This window comes from Oerskovia enterophila, from assembly GCF_001692445.1.
Classification (GTDB): Bacteria; Actinomycetota; Actinomycetes; order Actinomycetales; family Cellulomonadaceae; genus Oerskovia; species Oerskovia enterophila.
Map to the genome: position 1 here is coordinate 36,289 of NZ_MAQA01000029.1, position 20,481 is coordinate 56,769.

The window sequence follows — 20,481 nt, forward strand, 5'->3', positions numbered from 1 at the left end:
ACACGAAGAGAACGGACGGCATGAAGATGAGCGGCAACGTCACGACGACACCGGAGGTGTCGAAGCACTTCACCTCGTCCATCCTGTTGTGGATGCGCACCGACCAGCCCCGGCAAGCGGGCATGGACCGGTGGAAGGGCCCTCACTCGGGCATCATCTCCGCCACCCCCGGCCTTCTCGAGTACCGGCAGATCCACCTCGCCGAGCACAACCCCGGCCGCTGGCCAAACGCCTCCGGCATCGAGACGGCAATCCCGGAGGATCGGCGGATCGACGGGATCGCCGAGGTCACCTTCGAGAACGCCTTGTCCCCGCTGGTCGGCCGCAAGCAGACCGCACTGGCGTTCGAGGACGAGGTGAACATCTTCCGTCGCACGCTCCTGCATGCCGGCCCTCCCGGATCCTCCCGCTGGTACGACGTCGCCCCAGGCGGGAAGCCCGGGTCCCGCGCGATCATCTACCTGCGCCGCGGGGACGGCGAGGGCACGGTCGCGTTCCACACGTTCGTCAAGAAGGACCTCACCCCCGCGCTCCTCACGACGGGCGGCCTGAAAGAGCTGCGAACCCAGGTGTTCCTGCCGTGGAACGAGAAGACGTGGGACACCCCGAACGTCGCCCACGACAACCCCGACGACCAGCACCTGCACGCCTCGGTCATCCTCGGCTTCAGCGACGACGCTGCCCGCGACGCGTTCTACGACGATCACGCCGGCCACCTCACCGAGCTGCTCGCCCCGCACGTGTCCGCGATCCACGCCTATGACGCGGACGCCGCACTGACCTACGTGAGGAACGGCAAGATCCTGCCCCACTACGAGGAGTAGCCAGCCGGCAGAAGAAGTTCGGTGCACCGGAGCTCAGCGCCCGCCGTTGCGCTGTTCGTCGTGACTGGTGCGGGCTGCGCCGCGGTCACCGGCACCGCGGCGCAGCCCGCTCGTAGGATCAGGCGTTCGCGTTCACCAGCTGGGGATAGACCAGCTCGAGGGGGGCGCTGAGCCCGGCCTTGGCCTGCACGGACGTCTGATCGGCCAGGACCTCGAACTCACCCGCTTCGACGGCGTCGAACACGATGCGCACGAGGTCGGCCGGGTCGGTCTTGGGGTCGGTGGCGTGCGCGGCCATCGCGGTGTCGACATAGCCGACGTGCACTCCCACGACCTGGACCCCGGCAGGGGCGAGCTCGAGTCGCAGGGAGTTGGTGGCCGACCACAGGGCGGCCTTGGTCGCACTGTAGATGCCGGCGACCGCGTACCAGCTCAGCGCGGAGTGGATGTCGACGATCACCGACTCGCTCTTCGCCGTGAGGATCGGGGCAAAAGCCCGGGTGAGGAAGAGCGGGCCGAGGAAGTTCGTCTCGACGTTGGCACGGATCTCCTCATCGGTGTGGGTGAGGATGCCGGCGCTGGACACCGATGCGCCTGCGTTGTTGATCAGCACCGTCACGTCCGGGGCAGCCTGGACCGCGGCCGCGATCGACACGGGGTCGGTGACGTCGAGGGCAAGAGGGACGATGCGCTCGTCGCCCCAGGTGCGGGGGGTGCGCGCGCTGGCGTAGACCTTGCTCGCTCCTCGGGCCAGTGCTTGGTGGACGAAGTGGGTCCCGATCCCGCCGTTGGCTCCGGTGACCAGGACGACGGCGCCGTTCAGTGATGACATGTTCTGCTTCCTTCTTCTGGATGGATCGTGTGTGGACGCGATGTGCGGAGGCGTGCGCCGCCCACCCCCGCCGGGGCGGGGCAGGGCGGGCGGCTCACGGGCACGCGCTCAGGCGCGTGTCAGGGCCGGGTAGTCCGTGTACCCGGCCTCACCGCCGCCGTACAAGGTGGTGGGGTCCACCTCGTTCAGCGGGGCGCCGGTGCGCAGGCGCTCGACGATGTCGGGGTTGGCCAGGGCGAACCGGCCCAATGGCGCGACATCTGCCAGACCCGCGTCGATGTCGTCGGAGATCTGCTCGCGTGAACGCCCGTACCGCACCACGAGCACCGCGGTCGGCCAGGTGTCGCGGAACGAACGCAGCAGCTCGTCGTCGCCGACGTGGTGCAGGTGAAGGTAGGCCAGATTCAGTCCCGCGAGCTCGCCGACCAGGTGCCGGTACTGGGCGCGCACCTGCTCGGTGTCACCCTCGTCGATCCCGCCCAAGGGCATCGACGGCGACAGACGGATGCCCACGCGGTCGGCTCCGATCTCCTCGGCCACCGCACGAGCCACCTCGATCACGAACCGGGACCGGTTCTCCACCGATCCGCCGTAGGAGTCCGTGCGGTGGTTCGCGTTCGGGGACAGGAACTGGTGCAGCAGGTACCCGTTCGCGCCGTGGATCTCCACGCCGTCCGCGCCGGCGGCGATCGCAGAGGCTGCCGCGTGACGGAAGTCCACGATCGTGGTCTGGATGTCGTCGATGCTCAGCTCACGGGGCACCGGAGTCTTCTGCGGGCCAGTGGCGGTGAACATGTCCTGCTCGGCGGAGATCGCCGACGGCGCGACCGGCTGACGGTGATGCGGGGTGTTGTCCGGGTGTGAGACGCGCCCGACGTGCATCAGCTGGATGTAGAGCGCGCCCCCGCTCGCGTGCACCTCGTCGGCGACTTCGCGCCAGCCCGCGACGTGTTCCGGGGTGTAGATGCCCGGGGTGTTCAGGTACCCCTGCCCATCTGCCGAGGGCTGGACCCCTTCGGTGATGACGAGCCCGAGCGAGGCGCGCTGCCCGTAGTAGCGGGCTGTCAGCGGCCCAGGGGTGCCGTCCGGGTTCGCCCGGCTGCGGGTCATGGGAGCCAGTGCGAGCCGGTGGGCAAGCTCCACGCGGCCGAGCGTGAACGGCTGCCAGAGAGAAGACGTGGTCATGAGGCTGTTCGTCCTTCACATCGAGGGGTCGCGAACGCCACCGCCGCCCAGCACCCACCAGCCGGTGGACACCAAGGTGTCCCCCGAGAATGGGAGAATGAGGCCCGATACTTCCGAGCCCACACAGTAGTGACTATGCTCGGAACTGAGCACAGTCAGGTTCTATTCCCGAAGGACACCGTCCCATGTCAGTCGCCCCCCAGCCCGTCGGTCGACGCGAACGGAACAAGCAGGACAAGCTCGACCGCATCACCGCCGCCGCCCGAGAGCTCTTCTCCGAGCACGGCGTCGACGACGTCACCACCCAGCAGATCGCCGACAAGGCCGACATCGGCACCGGCACCCTGTTCCTGTACGCCAAGACCAAGGGCGAGCTCCTCCTGCTCGTCCAGAACTCCTCCTACGCCGACGCCCTCGCCCGCGGCAGGGCAGCCGCCGACCACGCAGAAGACCCGCTCGACGCCGTGATGGCGATCGTCCGCCCTGTCGTGGAGTGCAACCGCGCCCAGATCTCCAACGGCCGCACCTACCTGCGCGAGATCGTCTTCGGCGACCCGGACGAGCCTCACCACCGCAGGGCCCTCGAACTGACCGTTCAGACCGAAGAAGCCATCGCAGCCGTGCTGCAACGCGACCAACGCATCAACCCCGCCAAGGCCGCGACCCTCGCTCACATCGTCTCGGCGATCATGCTGCTCAGCATGGCCGCGACGGCCAACGCCGCACGCCCCGTCGAGGCAATCGTGCAGGAGATCGCACACCAGGTGGACGCGCTCCTACCAGACTGACCCACGACACCCGACCGACAGGTTCGCGGGATGGCGTCGACGAGCGCGACGTCGTCGTGGAGAACGCATCGGGCGCCCGTGAGTCCGCCTGCACGCCGGACCCAGGGCCGAGACAGGCCCTTCGGCAGCTGAGCATCGGCCGAACGGCCCTACCCCGGGCGGGGGTGGAAGCCCTAGCGTGCTGGTCATGAGCGTGCGTGAAGAGCACCGGGCCGCCTTGCGCGCGCTCGACGGCGATCCTGCTGCCGTGTGCGCCTACCTCACCGCCCGCTCCGGGCTGCCCGGTCCTCGGGCGAACCTCGAGCTGATCGGCGCGTTCGCCGACGTCGCGACGGAAGGCCTCGTGCTCGCCCTGGCCGACAGCCCCGACGAGTACTTGCGCTGCTGCGGGACGGTCGGCCTCGGCCGGCTCGTCGTCGACGTCCCCGCCGATGCGCGCACTGAACTGGTCGCCCTGCTGAGTGACCGCGCCGCCGAGGGGTCGTGGCGTGTCCGCGAGGCCGTCGCGATGGCGCTGCAGCGCATCGGCGACGCTGAGCCCACGACCCTCGGCGCGCTCGTGGCGTCCTGGGTCGGCGACCAGGACCCGCTGGTTCGCCGAGCCGCGGTCGCTGGGATCTGCGAGCCACGCCTCCTGCGAACACCCGCCACCGCGACCACCGCCCTGGACGTCTGTGCGGCCGCCACCGCCTCGATCGGCGCGCTCCCGTCCGACGCCCGCCGCGACACCGGCGTCCGGGCGCTGCGCCAGGCCCTCGGGTACTGCTGGAGCGTCGCCGTCGCGGGCGACCCGGCTGCCGGTCTGCCGCGTCTCGCCGCGCTGCGCAGCTCCGACGACCCGGACGTGGCGTGGATCGTGCGCGAGAACGAGAAGAAGACCCGCCTTCGCCGCCTGCTCGACCCGCCCGACGTGCCGTCCGGCTGATCGGGCGCCGCGCGCACACGCTCCGCCCAGGGGACGACGGTCGCACTCACCGTCCCCAGGGATCCGACCACAGACGGATGCCGAGCTCGTCGGACAGCGGGCACCGTTGCGTGGAGCCGCGGCACCAGCCGCGTTCGTGTCTCGGAGAAGGTGCAGGTCATCCGTGTTCCAGCAGGTCCCGGTCCTCCCGGTCGTCATCCCTCTGGCCGCCGCGGTGCTCGCGGGGTCGATGTGGTCCCTGATCCGCAGCGGGCGGTTCTCCGTGCCGCGGGCCGCGGTCGCCCTCGCGCTCGGCGTCTACGTCGCCGGGATCGTCGCGAACACCGTCTTCCCCCTCTTCCTGGACAAGCCCGTCAGCAGCGCCCCCTGGGGCAGCCATCTCGCCGTCGTGCCGTTCGCGGACTACGAGATCGCTGACGCGGTCATGAACGTCCTGGTCTTCGTCCCGGTCGGCGTCCTCGTGCCGCTGCTCGTGCCCCGGGCCTCGTGGAGGAAGGTCATGGTGGCGGCAGCAGTCCTCAGCCTGACGATCGAGGTCACCCAGCTCGTGACGGCGCACCTGGTGGGTGGCGGTCACATCGCGGACGTGAACGATCTGCTCTTCAACGTCACCGGTGGGGCAGTCGGCTTCGCGGTGTTCTCGGCGCTCGTGAAGGTCCCGTCCTTCAGCGCCTTCGTCGACCGGTTCCGCTGGCACGCGATCGAGGTCCGCGGAGCCGAGGTCGGCTCGGCACAGCGCGGGTGACACCGGAGCGGGCCCGCGGGAGGCTTGCCCCACGGCCCGACGACCGAGCCTCCACAGCACCAGCCGAGAGCGAGACAGCCCATGACGACGTCAGCCGACCACGACTCCTACATCGCCGCAGCGCCCGAGGTCTTCCAGCCGTCGCTGAGACGGTTGCGCGCGCTGCTGTCCCGCACCCTGCCGGAAGCGGAGGAGATCGTGGCCTACGACATGCCGGGGTTTGCCGTCGACGGCTCGGTCGTCGCGAGCTACGCGGCGTTCAGCAAGCAGTGCGGGCTCTACGTCCTCCCGGGCGCCATCACGGCACATGCCGACGAGATCGCAGCCGCCGGTCTCCAGGCGACCAAGACCGGCATCACCTTCTCGCCGCGCAGACCCATCCCGGACGACCTCGTCGAACGCCTGGCGTCGGCGTCACGCCACACGGCCGGGGCCTGACGCCTCAGCCTGGGAGCGGCGCCCCTGCGGACAGCGTCGGCCTCCGACCTGGGCCGCCGAGGCCTTGGTCGCGCGCTAGAGCTCTCCGTACTCCACCCGCTCGACGTCCGCCACGGTCGCCGTCGCCGTCCCGCGGCCCGTCGCGTACGGCCCGAGCCACACGCCCAGGAACCCTCCGGCCTCGGGCGAGCTGAGCCGCCCGCCGTGCACGGTCGCGACCGCGACGAACCCGTCCCCGGTCTCGACGCCGAACGCGTACTCCTGCCCTGCGGCCTGCAGCACCACGTCCACGGGACCCTGGGCCAGGCCGAGCAACCCGAGCGCCGCGCGGCCCACGACGACCTCCTCGCCTCCGAAGCGCTCGACGACGAGCAGCTCGCGCCCGCCGGGCGCACCGGCCGCACCGGGCGCCGCCCGCGTCACGACCGCCGCGATCCATGCCTCCTCGGACTGGCGCACCGCGAGCCCGGCCCACTCGCCCGGCCCGGCCGGGTCGACGTCGACGCGCACCGTGAGGTCCACGTCCCTGTGCTCCTGCCGGCGCCCCAGGAACGCGGGGGTCGCGACGTCGGACAGCGTCGCGGGCAGCAGCGCGAGCCGCAGGTGCCCGGGCCGCTCGGTCAGGGACCAGAACCGGTCCCCGGTCCGCACCTGGTTCCACGCGAGGCCCAGCGCATCGTCCGACGAGCCGTCGAACGTCTCCCGCACGACGACGGCGCTCGCCTCCACGGACGTGTCACCAGGCGTTTCCGCGGACACCTCGCACGGGACCGCCACGCCGGCCCCCGACGCAGAAGCGACTCCGCGCGCCGCCGGGTCTGCCCCCGGAAGCCGCGCTCCGACGTCGGGCAGGGGGAAGCTCGCCGCGACGTGGCCCACGCCCGGGGCGACCACGGGCCACCCGTCCTCCCAGACCACGGGCGCGAGGAACGTCTCGCGCCCCAGGTTGGGGAAGTAGCCGCCGTAGGGGCGGCTGCCGAGCAGGACCATCCACCACTCGCCGGCCGCGGTCTCCACGAGGTCCCCGTGCCCGACCCCGACCACGGGGAAGTCCCGGCCCAGGTGGCGGTGCGTGAGGACCGGGTTCGCGGGGTTCCCCGTGTACGGGCCCGTCACCGCGTCCGCCCGCGCGACCGAGACCGCGTGCTGGTGCTCGGTGCCGCCCTCGGAGGCCAGCAGGTAGTAGTGGTCGCCCACGCGGTACAGGTGCGGGCCCTCGGCCCAGACCGCGCCGTGCAGCGCGCCGCGCCACAGGACGCGCTCAGGGCCGACGAGGGCCCCGGCCACGAGGTCGAGCTCGCGCAGCCACACCTCGGTCTGCCCCTCCCACTCCCCCGGGTCTGCGAGGCGCGTCGCGGTGAGCCACACGCGAGCGCCGTCGTCGGGACCCGCGGTGTCGAAGAACAGCGACGGGTCGATCCCGTCACCCTCGAGCCACACCGGGTCGGACCACTGCCCGGCGGGGTCGGTCGCGGTCACGAGGAGGTGCCCACCCTGGCCCTGCGTGTGGACGAGCGTCGTCACGACGTAGAAGGTCCCGGCGTGGTGGCGGATCGTCGCGGCGTAGAGCCCGCCCGACGACGGCACGCTCGACAGGTCCACCTGGTCGGTCCGGTGGATCGCGGGGCCCACCGGCGTCCACGTCACGAGGTCGCGGCTGTGGAAGACCGGCAGGCCCGGGAAGTACTCGAACGTCGAGGTGACGAGGTAGTAGTCGTCGGGCGCGAGGGTCCCGTCCGCCCGGGTGGCCCCCGGGACCCGGCAGATGCTCGGGTCGGGGTGCGTGCCGGGCAGGACGGGGTTCGCGAAGGTCCGGGCTGCCGGACCCGAGGGCGGCCGGACCACGGGAATCGGCTGCGCGGCCGATCGCCTGACCGACCTCGGGTCCGTCACCTCAGACCTCGCCCACCACGAGGGGCGCGTGCAGCTCGCGCGTGTGGTCGACCACGCGCACGTCGCCCACGAGCGACACGGGAGCCACGAGCCGCACGTCGGCGCTCGACGCCCCGAACCGCAGCTCGATCGCGCCCGGCTCGACGATCCGACGCCCGTCGCGCCCCGTGAAGGACAGGACGTCGGCGGGCACGGTCGCGCTCACGCGCGCCGAGGCGCCCGCGGCGAGCGGCACGCGCACGTACCCGATCAGCCGCTGCACGGGCCGCACGACCGACGCCACGGGGTCGTGCGCGTAGAGCTGCACGACCTCGACGCCGTCGCGCCCGCCCGTGTTCCGCACGACGAACGACGCCTCGAAGGCCCCGTCGGTCGCAGCCTCGGCCGCGCTCACCACGAGGTCCGACCAGTCGAAGCTCGTGTACGTGAGCCCGTGGCCGAACGCGAAGGCCGCGGTCGGGTCGATGTTCGACACGTCGGTCGCCTGCGCGAGCGTCGCGGCCAGGTAGGACGTGGGCTGGGCGCCCTCGGTCCCGGGCACGCTCACGGGCAGCCGGCCCGACGGCGCCACGCGCCCCGACAGGACGCCCGCGACCGCGGGGGTCCCCTCCTCGCCCGCGAAGAACGCCTGGACGATCGCCGCAGCGCCAGGCTCCCCCGGCGCGGGGGTCGCGGCCGCGCCGAGCGCGTAAGGACGACCCGAGAGGATCGTCGCGACCACGGGGCGGCCCGTCGCGAGCAGCGCGTCGAGCAGGTCCTGCTGGGCACCGGGCAGGCGCAGCGACTCGGCGTCGCAGCCCTCGCCGCTCGTGCCGCGACCGAACAGGCCGGCCCGGTCGCCCAGGGCGACCACGACGACGTCGGCCTCGCGGGCGAGCTCGACCGCTGCCGCGATGCCTGCGGCGTCGGCGGCCGCGACCTCGGCCGTGCTCACGGCCCCGGTCGAGGACGGGTCGCTCGTGCCGTCGAGCGTGATCGCGGGCAGCACGTCGAGCGTGACGCCCGGCAGCTCGGCGCGCAGCGACGCGGCGAGCGTGGGCAGCGAGATCCCGAGCGGGATCTCGGGGTGGGCCAGGCCCACGTGCGCGGGGAACGAGTAGCAGCCGAGCACGGCCATGGGATCCTCGGCCGTGGGACCCACGAGCGCGATCCGGCGCACGTCCGGACCGAGCGGGAGCACACCGTCGTTCGCGAGCAGGACCACGGCCTGCTCGGCGACCTCGCGGGCCAGCGCGCGGTTGGCGGGGCCGTCGAGGTCGACGGTCCCGCGCAGCGCGGCCAGATCGATGTCCTGCGCGTCGGCCCCCGCCCCGGCGACGGCTGCCAGAACGCCCGCGGGCACGTCGCGCAGCACCTCGGGGACGGGGTCCCAGCCGGCGTCGAGCAGACCGAGCTCGACCTTCTGGCGCAGCACGCGCTCCAGGGCCCGGTCCACGAGCGCGACGTCGACGTCCCCGGCCTCGAGGGCCGCGACGAGCGGCTCGCCGAACGTCTTGACGGTCGGCAGCTCGACGTCGACCCCCGCCGCGAGCGCCGCCGCGGCGGCATCTGCCCAGTCGCCCGCCACGCCGTGCATGATCTTGAGGAACGCGATCCCGAAGTAGTCGGCGACCACGGTCCCGTCGAAGCCCCACGTGTCGCGCAGCAGTCCCGTGAGGAGCTCACGGTCCGCGGCCGACGGGATGCCGTCGGTGTCCGTGTAGGCGTGCATGACCGAGCGCACGCCGCCCTCACGGACGGCCATCTCGAACGGCGGCAGGATCACGTCGGCGCGCTCGCGCGTGCCCATCGAGACGGGCGCGTGGTTGCGTCCGCCGCGCGAGGCCGAGTACCCCGCGAAGTGCTTGAGCGTCGCGACGATGCCCTCGGACTCGAGGCCCTGCACGTACGCCGTGGCGACGGTGCCCACGAGGTACGGGTCCTCGCCGATGGTCTCCTCGACGCGACCCCAGCGGGCGTCGCGCACGACGTCGAGCACGGGGGCCAGGCCCTGGTGCACGCCGACCGAGCGCATGTCGCGACCGATCGCGGCGGCCATGCGGCGCACGAGCGCGGGGTCGAACGACGCGCCCCACGACAGCGGCACGGGGTAGGCCGTCGCGCCCCAGGCCGAGAAGCCCGCGAGGCACTCCTCGTGCGCCACGGCGGGGATGCCGAACCGGTTCGCCGACCGCACGCGCTCCTGCGTGCGCAGCAGCGACAGCGCACCCAGGGCCGGGTCGACGGGGTTGGTCCCGAACGGGCGGGTCAGCTGCCCCAGCCCGTCGGGCAGGAGTGCGTCGAGGTCGACGCCGTCCTCCATGTCGTGCTGGTGCGGGGCGACCTCGCCGCCCTCGGCCGACGCACCGACCCACACCCCGAAGAGCTGGGCGACCTTCTCGCGGAGGGTCATCTCCGCCATGAGCGCCTTGACGCGGGTCGCGGTGTCGACCGACGGGTCGGACCACACAGGGAGGGTCTCCCCACGGGGGCCGGGCACGGCAGAGGACGGCAGGTTCGTCTGAAGAGTCATCGTGGAGCTACTTTCCGCCGACGCCCATGAGGCCCTGGACCAGGGCACGCCGGGCGAACAGGTACACGAGCAGGATCGGGATCATCGACATGACGACCGCCGCGAGGAGGCCGGGGATGTTGACGCCGTACTGCGTCTGGAAGTTGAAGAGGCCGAGCGTGATGACCTTGGTCGACTCGGACTGCGTGAGGATCAGCGGGAACAGGAACCCGTTCCACGCCTGCAGGGCCGAGTACACGACGATCGTCGCGACGCCGCCCTTGGACAGCGGCAGCACGAGCTGCAGGAACACGCGCTTGGGCGACGCGCCGTCGAGGGCCATGGCCTCGTAGAGCTCGTTGGTGATGTCACGCATCGAGCCGCTGAGGATGATCGTGCAGATCGGCAGGCAGAACGCCGCGGTCGGCAGGATCACGCCGATCAGGTTGTCGTACAGGCCCACGACCGAGATCACGTAGAAGATCGGGACGATCACGGCGCTCGCGGGGACCGCGAGGCCCAGGAGGAACATCCGGAAGATGCCCGTGGTGGCCCGCGAGCGGTTGCGCACGATCGCGTACGACAGCGGCGGCACGAGCAGCACCACGATCCCGACCACCGCGACCGTCACGACGAGCGTGTTGAGGAAGTAGCGGCCGAAGCCCTGGTCGAACGCGTTGGTGAAGTTGTCGAGCGTGAACGTGGTCGGCAGGGACAGCGGGCCGCCCTCGGCGTACCCGGCCTGCGTCTGGAACGACGCGGTGACCAGCACGTAGAGGGGGATCGCGACGATCAGGAGCCAGATCGTGACCGCGATGCCCGCGCCCCAGTTGGGTCGGTTGCGGCTGCCCTTTCCAGCCCGGCCGCCTGCCCGACGGCGTCGCGCGCCGCCGTCCTGCGTCGCGCCCGGGCGGGGCGCACCACCCGAGGTGGGTGACGTCGTCGGGCCGGAGACCTGCTCCGCGGGGGTGACGCTCAGGTCGTTGCTCATCACACGCCCTCCAGCTCGCTGCGCATCTTGTCGTACCCGGACAGGCGGACCATGACCAGCGAGATCGCGGTCGCCGCGACGACCAGGACCACGGCGATCGCCGAGGCCAGACCGAAGTCGAAGCCGCGGAACGCCTTCTGGTACATGTAGAAGGCCGTGATGGTCGTGTCCGTGCCGGGCCCGCCGTTGGTCAGGATGAGGACCGTGTCGAACGTCGTCAGGCCGCCGACGACCATGAGGATCACCGACGTGATCATGGTGTTCCGCAGCTGCGGGAGCGTGATCGCGAAGAACGAGCGCACGCGTCCCGCGCCGTCGATCTCGGCCGCCTCGTAGAGCATGGGTGGCACGGCCTTCGCGGCGCCCTGGTAGATCAGGGCGTGCAGCGGCGTGAACTGCCACAGGCTCACGAACACCAGGACCGCGATCGCGGTCGACTGGTTCCCGAACAGGTTGCCGTCGCCGAACAGCCACTCCATCTGGGCCGGGACGCCGAAGTTCGGGTCGAGCACCGCGCGCCACAGGACCGAGACCGCGGCCGCGGACAGCAGCAGCGGCACGAAGAAGATCGCCGAGAGCACCGCGCGGTTCCACTGGTGCCCTGCGGCCCACACGCCCAGCAGCATCGCGACCGGGGTCTGGGTCACGACGCCGAGCGCCGTCAGCACGAGCGAGAGCCCGATGCTCTTGAGCATCACGGGGTCGTCGAGGAGGCGGGACCAGTTCTCGGTCCCGACGAACTCGGGGCTGCCCAGGCCGCTCCACTGCGTGAACGACAGCACGAGCACGAGGACCATGGGCAGGAGGGCGAAGAGCCCGAAGAACAGGGCGGCGGGCAGGGCCCAGACCACGCCCGGGCGGCCGACCTGGAGGTCGGCGGCGCCCGAGCGCGTGCGCCCCTGGGGTGCGCGGGTGGTCATGACGATCTCCGTCCGGGACCGGTCAGCGCGAGGCCGGCAGGGACTTCATCGCAGCGATGAAGCCGTCGGCGTCGATCTGGCCGCTGAAGAACTGCTGGACCGCGATCTTGAGCGGGGTGCCGGCAGCCGGGGGGTACGCCTGGTCCCAGGACATCTGGAAGTGCGGCGCGTTCTTCACGAGGTCGAACTGGAAGGCGGCGTACTCGGGGCTCGCGGCCTGGTCCAGGAACTGCTCGGTGTTGGTCGTGGTCGGCAGGTTCCCGATCGCGAGCTGCGCCTCGACGAACTCGTCCGAGTACATGAGCTTGAGGAAGTCACGCACGGCGTCCGGGTAGCGGGTCTTGGCGAGCACCGAGTAGAAGTTGTTGGTGTTGCCCGTGATGTTGGCCGCGTCGCCCTTGCCGCCGTCGATCGCGGGGAACGCCGTGTAGCCGAGGTTCGCGTCGGTCCACCCGGGGTCCACGTCGTAGTGCGTCGAGTAGTTCCACGAGCCCATGAGCTCGAACGCGGCCTTGCCCGAGCGCAGGAGCGCGGGCGAGCCGCCGTCGGTGAACTTGACCGAGTCGAAGTTGGTGCCGAACGCGCCCGCGTCGATGAGCTCGGACAGCTTGTCGAGCGCCTCGTGGCTCTCGGCCGAGTCCCACACGTCGGTGTCGCCCGCGAGCGCCTTCTCGAACAGCTCGGGGCCGGCGACGCGGTCGAACGCGTACTGGTACCACATGAGGGTCGGCCACTGGTCGGCGCCGCCGAGCGCGATCGGGGTCACGCCCTGCGCCTTGAGGGTCTCCACCGCGGCGAGGAGCTCGTCCCACGTCTGGGGGGCCTCGATGCCCGCGTCCGCGAGGACCTGCTTGTTGTGGAACAGCATGACGGGCTGCGTGCCGCGCATGGGGATGCCGTAGGACTTCCCGTCGATCACGGCCGAGTTGAACACCGCGGGCAGGAACGCGTCCTTGAGCTGGGGGTCCTCGGCGATGAAGTCGTCGAGGGGGAGCAGCAGGTCGGCGTCGACGAAGGGTTCGATCGAGCCGCCGCCCCAGTTGAAGAAGACGTCCGGCGCCGCGTTGGTGTCGATGATCGTCTGGAGCTTCTGCTGGTAGTCGGCGCCCGGGATGGTGTCGAGGACGACCTTGACGTCCGAGGTCTTGTTGAACGTGTCGACCATCTGCTGCTCGACCTTGTTGGTCGCGTCCCCGTAGACCATCACGTGGATCTCGTTCTCGGGACGGCCGGAGCCGCCGGAGTCGCCGCTCGCGCACGCTGCGAGCGGGAGGACCAGCGCCGACGCCACGGCCGCGGCCGTGAGCGACTTCCGCGTTCTTGTGTTCATCATCGAACCCTTTCGAAAGTTTCGGCGCCTGCGCCGAAAGTACTCGGTTGTCCTGGACTCTAAGACGCGAATCCGCCGGGGTCAACAACGAGTCCCAACCGTTATCCACTGGGAGAAGACTGGGACCTCCGCACCGAGACACGGCTGCCCACCCTTCGAAACTTTCCCCCGAGGCGCTACGCTGACCGGCATGACCGACGAAGTTCTTCCGGGGCGGGTCACGCTCGCCGCCGTGGCCGCCGAGGCCCAGGTGTCCCTCTCGACCGTGTCCAAGGTGCTCAACGGGCGGACCGACGTCGCGGCCGGGACGCGCGACCGGGTCGAGGCCCTCCTGGTCCAGCACGGCTACCGGCGCCGCAAGAGCCCCACCGCCTCGGCCCCCCTCATCGAGATCGTGTTCCACGAGCTCGAGAGCATCTGGGCCATGGAGCTCATCCGCGGCGTCGAGGACGTCGCGCGGGAGAACGGCGCGAGCGTCGTGCTGACCGAGTCCGGCACCCGGCACGCTCCGGGGCCCGAGTGGATCGAGGGCGTGCTCGCGCGCCGCCCGCTCGGCGTCGTGCTCGTCTTCTCGACCCTCCCGGCCGCGGTCAAGGAGCAGCTCCGGTCCCGCGCCATCCCGTTCGCGGTCATCGACCCCGCGGGCGACCCCGAGCCCGACGTCCCCTCGGTCGGCTCGGCGAACTGGCAGGGCGGCCTCATGGCGACCCGGCACCTGATCGAGCTCGGCCACCGCCGCATCGGCGTCATCACGGGGCCCGAGGACATGATGTGCTCGCTCGCCCGCCTCGACGGCTACCGCTCGGCCCTCGGCACGGCCGGGCTCACCGCGGACCCGGACCTGGTCCGGTTCGGCGACTTCCACCCCCAGGGCGGCACCGACCGCGCCGACGAGCTCCTCAGCCTGCCCGAGCCGCCCACCGCGATCTTCGCGGGCTCGGACCTCCAGGCTCTCGGCGTGCTCGAGGCCGCCCGGCGCCACGGCCTGCGCGTGCCCGAGGACCTCTCGATCGTGGGCTACGACGACGTCCCCGTGGCCCGCTGGTCGAGCCCCGCGCTCACCACGGTCCACCAACCGCTCCAGGAGATGGGCCAGGAAGCGGCCCGGCTCGTCCTCAAGGCGCGCGAGGGCGCCGTGACCAACACGCGCATGGACCTCGCGACGAGCCTCGTGGTCCGCGGGAGCACGGCGGCGCCCGCGAGCGCCTAGGCCGGGCAGGCTCGCCCTGCGGCGGGCGGCCCTACGCCGGAGCCGGTCGCTCCGCCACCGGGGGCCGCGTGACTCTCCTCACCACGACTTCCGCGTCATGCCGACCGCAGGACGGCGTCTCTCCTCCCAGAAGCAGATCTCCAGGAGGTAGAACCATGAGCACGCAGCACGTCACCGAGCCCGCCCCCGTGACCGCGGGACTCTCGCGCCGCGAGATCCACCATGCCGCGACCGCTCCCGCGACCCCGAGCCTGTGGCAGCGCCTGCACGGCACGCCCGCGCACCCCGTGGCCATCGCCGCGGTGACGATCGTGGTCGGCACGCTCGCCGGGATCGGGACGGGCGCGCTCCTGAGCCTCTGACGGGACCTACGGCCCGCAGCGCCAGGACCTCCGGCATCTGAGGCAAGCCTCACCTCATCACTAGCGTCGGCAGCATGAACCTTGCCGAGGTCCCCCCGGGCACCCACGTCGTCCTGACCTCGGCGCGCGCGGGCGCGCGGCTCACCCCGACGTCCGACGTGCGGCTGCGCGAGCTGGGCCTGCGCCCCGGCGCGGGCGTGACCGTCGCGCTCCGGACCCCGTTCGGCGGGCGCGTCGTGCTCGTCGGGCGCCGGCGCATCGCGCTCGACGCCGCGACGGTCCGCCGGTTCGAGACCGCCCCGTGAGCTGTCCGCGCTGCGAGGGCGGCGCACCGCGCACGCACGAGGGGCCCGACGGCGCCGCTCACCCCCGCGGTCGCCGCGCCCCGGGCGGTGGCGCGACCACGGCTCCCGCTCCCGTCCTGCGGGTGCTGCTCGTGGGCACGCCCAACGCCGGGAAGTCGACGCTCTTCAACCACCTCACGGGCGCGCGGCAGACCACCCGGAACGTGCCCGGGACCACGGTCGACCTGGCCCGGGGGACCTGGCGGCCCCGCACCGGTGCCGGTACGACGACCGCGACCCCGCTCGCGCTCGTCGACCTCCCCGGCACCTACTCGCTCACCCCGGTCTCGCCCGACGAGGCCGTGACGGTCGCCGAGATCGACCGGGCAGGGGCCGAGCCGGGCACCGTGACGCTCCTCGTCGCCAACGCGGCCGAGCTGCACAGCGCCCTGTTCCTGCTCGGTCAGGTCGGGGCGCGGACCGAGCGCGTCGTCGTGGCCCTCACGATGACCGACGTCGCCACGGCCGACGGGGTGACGGTCGACCCCAGGCGGCTCGCCGCCCGTCTGGGCGTGCCCGTGGTCGAGGTCGATCCTCGGACGGGGCGCGGGACCGACGGGCTGGTCGCGGCGGTCCGCGCGGTGTCCGAGCACCCTCGGCCCGTCCCGGGCCTGCCGGGCGCAGCAGCACCGGGCACCGCACCCGACGACGAGCTCGACCGCATCGACGCGCTGCTCGGGTGGGCGGACGACGTCGTCGAGTCGGTCGGCGCGCACGGCTCCGCGACGCGCAGCCGTGCGGACCGGATCGACGCGCTCCTCCTCGACCCCTGGGTGGGCCTGCCGGTCTTCGTCGTGACGCTCTGGGCGCTGTTCCAGCTCGCGACCTGGGTCGCGGCACCGATCATGGGCGCGACCGAGGCCCTGGTCACGGGGCCCGTCGCGGGCCTCGTGACCTGGGCGCTCGACGGCGTGGGCCTGAGCGGCGGGTGGCTCGAGGGGCTCCTGGTCGACGGCCTGGTCGCGGGCGTCGGCGTCGTCGTCGCGTTCGCGCCGCTCATGGCCCTGATGTTCCTGGCGATCGGGCTGCTCGAGGACTCGGGCTACGTCGCGCGGGTCGCGGTCCTGGCCGACCGCCTCATGCGGTCGGTCGGACTCGACGGGCGGGTCATCATGCCCCTGATCGTGGGCTTCGGGTGCAACCTCCCGGCGCTCGCCGCGACGCGCACGCTCCCGAACGCGCGGCAGCGGCTGCTCACGGGCCTCCTGATCCCGTACGCCTCGTGCCCCGCCCGCTTGACGGTGTACGTCCTGCTCGCAGGCACGTTCTTCCCGCGGCACACCGGGCTCGTGGTGCTCGCGATGTACGTGCTGAGCGTCGCACTCGTGCTCGTCGGGGCGCTCGTGCTGCGAGGCACGTTGTTCCGCGACCTGACCCACGAGCCCCTCGCGCTCGTCCTCCCCGCCTACCACGTGCCGCGCCCGGTCCCGCTGCTCGTGACGACGGGCCGTCGTGTGCTCGCGTTCCTGCGCGGGGCGGGCACGATCATCGTGGGCGTCCTCGTCGTCGTCTGGCTCCTGCTCTCGGTCCCCGTGACGCCCGGCCACACGTTCGGCGAGGTGCCCGTGCACGACTCGGCCTACGGGCGCCTGACCGACCAGGTCGCCCCCGTCTTCTCCCCCGCCGGCTACGGCGACTGGCGCACCACGAGCGCGCTCGTCACGGGCTTCGTGGCCAAGGAGGTCGCAGTGGGCGCGCTCGCGCAGGCGTACGCGGTCGACGAGCCAGTGGGCTCGTCGCCGGGCGAGCTCGGCGAGCAGCTCCGGGCCACGCTCGACGAGACGTCGGGCGGTCACGCCCCTGCGGCGGCACTGGCCTTCATGGTCTTCGTGCTCGCCTACACGCCGTGCCTCGCGACGGTCGCCGAGCAGCAGCGGATGTTCGGGTGGCGCTGGACCCTGGGGGCCGTCGCGATCCAGCTGAGCGTCGCGTGGGTCCTGTCGGTCGCGACCTTCCAGCTCCTGCGGCTCGTCTGGTGAGCGCCCCGACGGCGCCGAGCGAGGAGCTCGGCCTCCGTGACGGCGCAGGACCCCGCGAGCTCCTGCGGCCCGTGCTGGCACGGCTCCGCGCCGGGGTCGCGGTCGGCGCCCTGGCCGCCGACCTGGGCCTCGACCCGCGGCTCGTCGACGCGGCGGTCGCTCAGCTCGTCCGCCTGGGGCTCGCGCAGGTCGCGGGACCCCGCCCGACGCGGCCGGGCACGGCACCCGCCCTCGGCTGCGCGACGGGTGCCGGAGGCCCGGGCTGCACGCCCCCACCCGCGGCGGGCACGCGGCGCCGGATCCCCCTGGCGTGCGCGGGGTGCCCGCTCGCGTCTGCGTCGCCCCGGCGCTGCTGACACCCACCTACGGCAGAACCCCGCACCAACACATTCTTCGCGCACCGGCGGGACATTCCTGCGCCACGCGCCGCCACGATCGCCACATTCGCCGAAAAGGTCCGCGTTGTCGCTGACCCACCCCTGGCGCAAGCACCGAAGATCGGCGGCATCTCGCGGCTCCTGGCACTCATGTCGCGACACCGGGGCCACCCGAGAAGCCCCGAAGAAATGTGGGGACCCCAGCGAAGGAATGCCTTTCCTCACACAGTCCCAGGCGAGCCTTTCCTTGCTGGAAAGAATGTGCACGAAATGCTAGACAACGTGGTATGACCACAGTGAAGAACCTCGGGCGGTATCCGCTGGTGATGGCGACGGTCCTGGTCGCGGCCGTCGCCGGGGTCCTCTCGCTCACCCCCTGGTCCCCGGCCGTCCCGTGGCTCGTGTCCGCCTACGCGCTGGCCGTCGCAGGATGGACGGGCGTGGGTATGCTCCGTGACCTGCTCCGCGGGCACGCCGGGATCGACATCCTCGCGGTGACGGCCGTGACGGCCGCAGTCGTCGTCGGCGAGCACTGGGCGGCCCTCGTCGTGGTGCTCATGCTGACGGGAGGCGAGGCGCTCGAGGACTACGCGGCGAACCGGGCCCGCCGCGACCTCTCGGCGCTCATGTCCCGCGCCCCCGCGACCGCGCACGTGCTCGACGGCGGCTCGCTGCGCGACGTCCGCGTCGACGACGTGCGCCCCGGCGACCTGGTCGTGGTCCGTCCGGCCGAGGTGGTCCCGGTCGACGGCGAGCTCGTGAGCGACCGAGCCGACCTCGACGAGTCGTCGCTCACGGGCGAGCCCCTGCCGGTCGAGCGGCAGCGCGGGGACGAGGTCCCCTCAGGTGGCATCAACGGGCAGCAGGCCGTCACGCTGCGCGCGACCAGGTCGGCCCGCGACAGCCAGTACCAGCAGATCGTCGCGCTGGTCGAGCAGGCGACCACGAGCCGGTCACGGACCGTCCGGCTGGCCGACCGCTTCGCGGTCCCCTTCACCCTCGTCGCGCTCGCGATCGCCGGGCTCGCCTGGTGGGTCAGCGGGGACGGCACCCGGTTCGCGGAAGTTCTCGTCGTCGCGACACCGTGCCCGTTGCTCATCGCGGCGCCGGTCGCCTTCATGGGCGGGATGAGCCGCGCCGCGCGCGAGGGCGTGATCGTCAAGTCGAGCGAGACCCTGGAGAGGCTCGACCGCGCCCGCACCGTGGCCTTCGACAAGACCGGGACCCTCACCCACGGTCGTCCCGCGCTCGCGCGCGTCGAGACCACCGGGGGCCTGGCTGCCGACGAGGTGCTGCGGCTGGCAGCGTCGGCCGAGCAGTACTCGAGCCACGTCCTGGCCGACGCCGTCGTGGAGGGCGCACGGCAGCGCGGGCTCCTGCCGACCGAGGGCACCGGCGCGCACGAGGTCCCGGCGCACGGTGTCCGGGCTCTCGTCGCGGGCCGGGAGGTCGTGGTGGGGAAACGGTCCTACGTCGCCGCCGAGACCCGCACCGCGGTCGAGCCCGCCGTGCTCCAGCCCGGCGAGCTCGCGGTCCACGTCGCGGTCGACGGGGTCCCCGTCGGGGCGCTGGTCCTGCGCGACGAGGTGCGGGCCGAGGCCGCGACCACGGTGAGCACGCTCCGGTCCCTGGGCGTCGACCACGTCATGATGCTCACGGGCGACCAGCGGACGACGGCCGAGCACGTCGCGGCTGCCCTGGGCATCGACGACGTGCGCGCAGAGTGCCTGCCGCTCGACAAGGTCGAGGCGGTCCGGGACGCCCCCGCGCGCCCCGTGGTCATGGTGGGCGACGGTGTGAACGACGCGCCGGTCCTGGCCTCGGCCGACGTCGGGATCGCCATGGGAGCGCGCGGCGCCACGGCCGCGAGCGACTCGGCCGACGCGGTCGTCCTGCGCGACGACGTCTCGGCCGTCGCAGCAGCCGTGCGGGTCAGCAAGGACACGCTCCGGGTCGCGCTGCAGAGCATCTGGGTCGGCATCGGGCTCAGCGTCGCGCTCATGCTGGTCGCGGCACTCGGGTACCTCCCCGCGCTCGCGGGCGCCTGGATGCAGGAGGGCGTCGACCTCGTCGCGATCCTCTGGGCGCTGCGAGCGAGCCGCGGCGCGCGCCTCTCCGGTCCTCCGCAGACTGCCTACGCCCCCTCGCCGGCCGAACCCGCGGTCGCCGCGCGCTGAGCCCGGCCGGACCCGAGCCCCCGAGGCGAGCGCCGCCGTCGGGCACGCAGGTCCGTCCCGGGCGCGGCCCCCGTCCCCCCGGGCGCCCCGCGCCGAAGCCGGGCAGACTCGAACGAGTGAGCCCGGCGCCCCGCACCCACCGCACCGCCCGACGCCCCACCCGCGCGACGGGCTGGATCGTCGCCGCCGGGGTCGCCGTCCTCGCCTTCACGGTGCGCTGGAGCCTCGCGGGCGGGACGGTCGGCGTCCGCGACTACACGGGGTACGACGACGGGGTGTACTTCTCCTCGGCCGTCGCCCTGGTGCACGGGCTCGTGCCCTACCGCGACTTCACGCTCCTGCACCCACCCGGCTCGATGCTCGCCCTGACCCCGTTCGCGGCCCTGACCGCGTGGACGAGCGACAGCGACGCCTTGGTCGCCGCGCGCGTGGGCGTCATGCTCGTCGGGGCGGCGAACGCCGTCCTGGTGACGCGCATCGCCGGACGCTGGGGGACCACCGCAGCGGTCGTGGGCGGGGTCCTGTACGCGGTCTCGTTCGCCGCGGCGTGGGCCGAGCGCATCACGCTGCTCGAGCCGCTCGGCTCGCTGTGCCTGCTCGGCGGGGTGGTCCTGCTGCTGCGCGGGCTGCCGGACGCGGGGGTGGGCGCGCGCACGGGGTGGCTCTGGGC

19 protein-coding genes are annotated in these 20,481 nt (G+C 72.6%); 12 read left to right on the forward strand and 7 right to left on the reverse strand.

Annotated features, from left to right (window positions below; all coding sequences use genetic code 11):
* The first annotated feature begins 20 nt into the window (after positions 1-20).
* The gene (locus OERS_RS12530; protein ID WP_248948543.1) at positions 21-824 is read left to right on the forward strand and encodes a strictosidine synthase; all 804 of its coding nucleotides are present in this window, start codon (positions 21-23) and stop codon (positions 822-824) included.
* Between the two features lie 118 nt (positions 825-942).
* On the opposite strand, the gene OERS_RS12535 is transcribed toward OERS_RS12530, so the two are convergent.
* Positions 943-1,656, reverse strand: a complete 714-nt coding sequence (locus OERS_RS12535; protein WP_068626014.1) for an SDR family oxidoreductase — start codon at positions 1,654-1,656, stop codon at positions 943-945.
* A gap of 108 nt (positions 1,657-1,764) precedes the next feature.
* Positions 1,765-2,841, reverse strand: a complete 1,077-nt coding sequence (locus OERS_RS12540) for an alkene reductase (RefSeq protein ID WP_068626015.1) — start codon at positions 2,839-2,841, stop codon at positions 1,765-1,767.
* Between the two features lie 185 nt (positions 2,842-3,026).
* Here OERS_RS12540 and OERS_RS12545 point away from each other — a divergent pair, with 185 nt between their 5' ends.
* From OERS_RS12545 to OERS_RS12560, 4 genes are all read left to right on the forward strand, one after another.
* Complete coding sequence (locus OERS_RS12545) at positions 3,027-3,629, forward strand: TetR/AcrR family transcriptional regulator (protein ID WP_068626016.1); 603 nt, start codon at positions 3,027-3,029, stop codon at positions 3,627-3,629.
* 187 nt (positions 3,630-3,816) lie between these two features.
* Entirely contained in the window at positions 3,817-4,554 is a 738-nt protein-coding gene (locus OERS_RS12550) for a HEAT repeat domain-containing protein (protein ID WP_068626027.1), read from the forward strand.
* Between the two features lie 163 nt (positions 4,555-4,717).
* On the forward strand, positions 4,718-5,299 hold the full coding sequence (locus tag OERS_RS12555; protein WP_068626017.1) for a VanZ family protein: 582 nt from the start codon (positions 4,718-4,720) through the stop codon (positions 5,297-5,299).
* An 81-nt stretch (positions 5,300-5,380) separates the two neighbouring features.
* Complete coding sequence (locus OERS_RS12560) at positions 5,381-5,737, forward strand: iron chaperone (protein ID WP_068626018.1); 357 nt, start codon at positions 5,381-5,383, stop codon at positions 5,735-5,737.
* A 75-nt stretch (positions 5,738-5,812) separates the two neighbouring features.
* Here the strand turns inward: OERS_RS12560 and OERS_RS12565 are convergent, their stop codons facing one another.
* The 5 genes from OERS_RS12565 to OERS_RS12585 are packed head-to-tail and all read right to left on the reverse strand — an operon-like array spanning position 5,813 to position 13,365.
* Entirely contained in the window at positions 5,813-7,582 is a 1,770-nt protein-coding gene (locus tag OERS_RS12565; protein ID WP_068626019.1) for a glycoside hydrolase family 43 protein, read from the reverse strand.
* Positions 7,583-7,631: 49 nt separating this feature from the next.
* On the reverse strand, positions 7,632-10,142 hold the full coding sequence (locus tag OERS_RS12570; RefSeq protein ID WP_068626020.1) for a beta-xylosidase/alpha-l-arabinosidase: 2,511 nt from the start codon (positions 10,140-10,142) through the stop codon (positions 7,632-7,634).
* A gap of 7 nt (positions 10,143-10,149) precedes the next feature.
* The gene (locus tag OERS_RS22005) at positions 10,150-11,112 is read right to left on the reverse strand and encodes a carbohydrate ABC transporter permease (RefSeq protein WP_082609097.1); all 963 of its coding nucleotides are present in this window, start codon (positions 11,110-11,112) and stop codon (positions 10,150-10,152) included.
* Positions 11,112-12,032, reverse strand: coding sequence for a carbohydrate ABC transporter permease (locus OERS_RS12580; protein ID WP_068626021.1), 921 nt, complete (start codon positions 12,030-12,032; stop codon positions 11,112-11,114). The genes OERS_RS22005 and OERS_RS12580 overlap by 1 nt, the downstream gene beginning before the upstream one ends.
* A 22-nt stretch (positions 12,033-12,054) precedes the next feature.
* Positions 12,055-13,365, reverse strand: a complete 1,311-nt coding sequence (locus OERS_RS12585) for an ABC transporter substrate-binding protein (RefSeq protein ID WP_211268477.1) — start codon at positions 13,363-13,365, stop codon at positions 12,055-12,057.
* Positions 13,366-13,552: 187 nt separating this feature from the next.
* On the opposite strand from OERS_RS12585, the gene OERS_RS12590 reads away from it, so the two are divergent.
* From OERS_RS12590 to OERS_RS12620, 7 genes are all read left to right on the forward strand, one after another.
* The gene (locus OERS_RS12590) at positions 13,553-14,572 is read left to right on the forward strand and encodes a LacI family DNA-binding transcriptional regulator (protein ID WP_068626022.1); all 1,020 of its coding nucleotides are present in this window, start codon (positions 13,553-13,555) and stop codon (positions 14,570-14,572) included.
* Positions 14,573-14,727: 155 nt separating this feature from the next.
* Positions 14,728-14,934, forward strand: a complete 207-nt coding sequence (locus tag OERS_RS12595) for a hypothetical protein (protein WP_056653206.1) — start codon at positions 14,728-14,730, stop codon at positions 14,932-14,934.
* A 74-nt stretch (positions 14,935-15,008) separates the two neighbouring features.
* Positions 15,009-15,239 carry a FeoA family protein gene (locus OERS_RS12600; protein ID WP_056653215.1) on the forward strand — a complete coding sequence of 77 codons (231 nt, stop codon included), beginning with the start codon at positions 15,009-15,011 and terminating at the stop codon, positions 15,237-15,239.
* On the forward strand, positions 15,236-17,257 hold the full coding sequence (gene feoB / locus OERS_RS12605) for a ferrous iron transporter B (RefSeq protein WP_083201425.1): 2,022 nt from the start codon (positions 15,236-15,238) through the stop codon (positions 17,255-17,257). The genes OERS_RS12600 and feoB overlap by 4 nt, the downstream gene beginning before the upstream one ends.
* On the forward strand, positions 17,254-17,613 hold the full coding sequence (locus tag OERS_RS21545) for a hypothetical protein (RefSeq protein WP_068626023.1): 360 nt from the start codon (positions 17,254-17,256) through the stop codon (positions 17,611-17,613). Before feoB ends, OERS_RS21545 begins: the two co-directional genes overlap by 4 nt.
* Before the next feature lie 308 nt (positions 17,614-17,921).
* Positions 17,922-19,811: a heavy metal translocating P-type ATPase gene (locus OERS_RS12615; protein WP_068626024.1), complete on the forward strand. Its 1,890-nt coding sequence runs from the start codon at positions 17,922-17,924 to the stop codon at positions 19,809-19,811.
* A 116-nt stretch (positions 19,812-19,927) separates the two neighbouring features.
* A partial coding sequence (locus tag OERS_RS12620; RefSeq protein WP_211268478.1) for a hypothetical protein occupies positions 19,928-20,481 on the forward strand: 554 nt, incomplete at its 3' end.

What these genes read in the sequence shown, in the direction of transcription:
- OERS_RS12570 (WP_068626020.1), bottom strand. Translation starts at nt 10,142, where the DNA reads ATGACTCTTCAGACGAACCTGCCGTCCTCTGCCGTGCCCGGCCCCCGT.
- OERS_RS12550 (WP_068626027.1), top strand. Translation starts at nt 3,817, where the DNA reads ATGAGCGTGCGTGAAGAGCACCGGGCCGCCTTGCGCGCGCTCGACGGC.
- OERS_RS12590 (WP_068626022.1), top strand. Translation starts at nt 13,553, where the DNA reads ATGACCGACGAAGTTCTTCCGGGGCGGGTCACGCTCGCCGCCGTGGCC.
- OERS_RS22005 (WP_082609097.1), bottom strand. Translation starts at nt 11,112, where the DNA reads ATGAGCAACGACCTGAGCGTCACCCCCGCGGAGCAGGTCTCCGGCCCG.
- OERS_RS12535 (WP_068626014.1), bottom strand. Translation starts at nt 1,656, where the DNA reads ATGTCATCACTGAACGGCGCCGTCGTCCTGGTCACCGGAGCCAACGGC.
- OERS_RS12595 (WP_056653206.1), top strand. Translation starts at nt 14,728, where the DNA reads ATGAGCACGCAGCACGTCACCGAGCCCGCCCCCGTGACCGCGGGACTC.
- OERS_RS12530 (WP_248948543.1), top strand. Translation starts at nt 21, where the DNA reads ATGAAGATGAGCGGCAACGTCACGACGACACCGGAGGTGTCGAAGCAC.
- OERS_RS12540 (WP_068626015.1), bottom strand. Translation starts at nt 2,841, where the DNA reads ATGACCACGTCTTCTCTCTGGCAGCCGTTCACGCTCGGCCGCGTGGAG.
- OERS_RS12615 (WP_068626024.1), top strand. Translation starts at nt 17,922, where the DNA reads ATGACCACAGTGAAGAACCTCGGGCGGTATCCGCTGGTGATGGCGACG.
- OERS_RS12585 (WP_211268477.1), bottom strand. Translation starts at nt 13,365, where the DNA reads ATGATGAACACAAGAACGCGGAAGTCGCTCACGGCCGCGGCCGTGGCG.
- OERS_RS12600 (WP_056653215.1), top strand. Translation starts at nt 15,009, where the DNA reads ATGAACCTTGCCGAGGTCCCCCCGGGCACCCACGTCGTCCTGACCTCG.
- OERS_RS12545 (WP_068626016.1), top strand. Translation starts at nt 3,027, where the DNA reads ATGTCAGTCGCCCCCCAGCCCGTCGGTCGACGCGAACGGAACAAGCAG.
- OERS_RS12560 (WP_068626018.1), top strand. Translation starts at nt 5,381, where the DNA reads ATGACGACGTCAGCCGACCACGACTCCTACATCGCCGCAGCGCCCGAG.
- OERS_RS12580 (WP_068626021.1), bottom strand. Translation starts at nt 12,032, where the DNA reads ATGACCACCCGCGCACCCCAGGGGCGCACGCGCTCGGGCGCCGCCGAC.